Here is a 2,272-nt window from a genome sequence, read left to right on the forward strand (position 1 = left end):
TTGACGTAGCCTTATAATCATAATCCTTTTGCGCAATGTCCGCACTGTAGGCCCCTACCATCCTCCAATCGCTTTCCATGCGCTCATAGCATCCCCGCTTCAATTCCCGGTAGATCGTGCTAAGCGAGCAGCCAATTTCCTTTGCGATATAAGCAGGAGATTTCCCAGCTTTCCGGTAGGTTTCAATCTTAATTCTATCCGTATAGACCAAATGCCGAAACTTCCCCTTTGCCTTCACTGTCATTCACCCTTCGCTGTCCTGTCACATCGTAATCTGGCATACCGTCCTTAGATTACACCCGGATATGTTCGTCAGCCTTTGTGCCATAGGCTCCATCTCTTCCGCTCCGTCTTGCTGAGAAGTCAAGAATCGGGTAGTATTTTGCTACGCAAAATCTCCACCCTGCCACCTACGGTGGCTTCTTGACTTTCAGCACTTTCCCTGTAAAACGGCTACGCCGCCAACGGGAAGCTGATAGACGAGCTATCAGCCCTCCGTTGACGCTTCGCCATTGTACCGGGAAAGCCGCCTGAGCTAGCTACATCTAACATCAGCCTTCAAGAGGGCGTTCCCCCCTCTTGGCTCCCCCCGCCGCTCCAAAAAGCTGATAGAGGGCGTTTTCTCGGCGATGCAAAAGCGATATTGGCAGACTATCCACGGAAACCTATTTATTATTCTGCATGTCCTGTTCTATCAAATCCACTATCAAGCGCGATAAACTTTTTCCCCGTTTTTCCGCCAAAGCTTTATATTCCGCCCGTTTTCCCTTTGGTACTCTAATTTTAATATCTTCTAAGTTTTCTTTCATGTATTTCATAGTAGCCCGTTTTTGTGCTTCCGAATATGGCATGTCATCCCACCTTCCACTTTTTCAAAATTATAACATAAGAAAATATTAGATTCAATGTAAAATTCATACATATATAAACCCCTATATTTATCTAAATCGCCAATTGAAATATAGGGTACTATATAGTATAATAGAGACAGATAAAGAAACCGCCCTCCAAAAAGAAAGGCGGTGAGAATATGCAAAGTAAACGGCTTCGTGATCTGTTACAGTTTGTTGTAACGCATCCCGGCAACCGCTACTTCTGCCGGTACCATGCGGGCACATGGTATCTGCGAATAAGCGGATAACAGCCATCCTTTAGCCCCAAGCGAAAAGGCGGTTTCTTTATCCTCTATTAAAATAACATACTCAACAAAATTTGTCAATCACCTGTCCTATCGGGTATACGGGGAGAAAGGAAACGCCATGACAGAATTTACAAAGGAGTCATTCAGGGCGCTTACCTTCCGAACAGATCATTCAATCAAAGCGATTTCAAAAGATTGGGCAAGTGAGATTCGCGAAGGGATTTCATGGGTGATCGTCTGGAAATCTGGTAGGAATTGGAATGCTCAGGGGCTATGGCTAAACCCGGAAACCGAAACATTGGAGCTGGAAGATCTAAAGTTGGCCCAAGCAATACTGGAAGAGGATCCGATGGCCATCATGATAAATGGCTACTACTGCGGAGGATTCGATGAACATATGACTATAAAAGAGATTGCAACAGCGATCCGCTGGCACTACGAAAATGGATACAATAGGCTGGATAACTCAACAGCATATACCCAAGTCCAACGTAAAGCCCAAAACACATTAGCTCTGACAACCAAGAAGTGAAGGGAGGGAAAAAAGATGGAGCAGCCTGTTTATAGTAAAATCTATCCGACAGGTCAGAGAGATTACCGGTACAATTACACTACCCAAAAGCTCCAGCGTATTGAAAAGCGCATCTTGAAAAATTTGGTGAAGAATGGGAGCTTTCAAAAGCAAATCCTGTCTGGTAAAAAAGCGAAAAGAGAGCCGCTCATATGAGCGGCTCTCTTCTATTTCATCCATTCAAAGTTTCCCTGCTGGTCATTGTCGTAAAGCAGTACCCAGTATTCAGGCATCTTGTCCCAAAGCTGGTGACGCACATCAAATTCCGCTGTTACTTCGGTTTCTACGGCCCAGCTGGTCACGCCGTTAATTTGTTTTTGCCGGATGCGTTTTTCAATGCGCTGGAGCTTTTGTGTGGTGTAGTTATATCGGTAGTCCCTCCGATCGGTAGGATAGAGTTTGCTGTAAAACGGTGTTTCCATATAACAACCTCCTTATTGCTCCCCTCGGTCTTTACGTGGGGAAAATGGGATCTTTGCCATGCGTTCTATCTTCTCAAACGTGTCGTAGCAGGCGCGCAGGCCGTCAGATTGGACAAAACTGGACTTGCGCAGGGGCTT

At 45.4% G+C, this 2,272-nt stretch carries 5 protein-coding genes; 2 read left to right on the top strand and 3 right to left on the bottom strand.

Annotated elements, in window-relative coordinates; genetic code table 11:
- A partial coding sequence (locus tag D5269_RS17480) for a helix-turn-helix domain-containing protein (protein WP_166545237.1) occupies positions 1-211 on the bottom strand: 211 nt, incomplete at its 3' end.
- A gap of 454 nt (positions 212-665) precedes the next feature.
- The gene (locus D5269_RS17485; RefSeq protein WP_120487392.1) at positions 666-851 is read right to left on the bottom strand and encodes a cag pathogenicity island protein; all 186 of its coding nucleotides are present in this window, start codon (positions 849-851) and stop codon (positions 666-668) included.
- A 408-nt stretch (positions 852-1,259) separates the two neighbouring features.
- Between D5269_RS17485 and D5269_RS17490 the strand changes: the two genes are divergently transcribed.
- Together D5269_RS17490 and D5269_RS17495 are read left to right on the top strand one after the other, a co-directional pair.
- Positions 1,260-1,673, top strand: a complete 414-nt coding sequence (locus tag D5269_RS17490) for a hypothetical protein (RefSeq protein ID WP_016315736.1) — start codon at positions 1,260-1,262, stop codon at positions 1,671-1,673.
- Between the two features lie 15 nt (positions 1,674-1,688).
- Entirely contained in the window at positions 1,689-1,868 is a 180-nt protein-coding gene (locus tag D5269_RS17495) for a hypothetical protein (RefSeq protein WP_120487394.1), read from the top strand.
- An 11-nt stretch (positions 1,869-1,879) separates the two neighbouring features.
- Here the strand turns inward: D5269_RS17495 and D5269_RS17500 are convergent, their stop codons facing one another.
- The gene (locus D5269_RS17500; RefSeq protein WP_120487396.1) at positions 1,880-2,134 is read right to left on the bottom strand and encodes a hypothetical protein; all 255 of its coding nucleotides are present in this window, start codon (positions 2,132-2,134) and stop codon (positions 1,880-1,882) included.
- Positions 2,135-2,272 lie beyond the last annotated feature (138 nt).

It is taken from the genome of Anaerotruncus sp. 1XD42-93 (assembly GCF_009917605.1).
Taxonomy (GTDB): domain Bacteria; phylum Bacillota; class Clostridia; order Oscillospirales; family Ruminococcaceae; genus Anaerotruncus.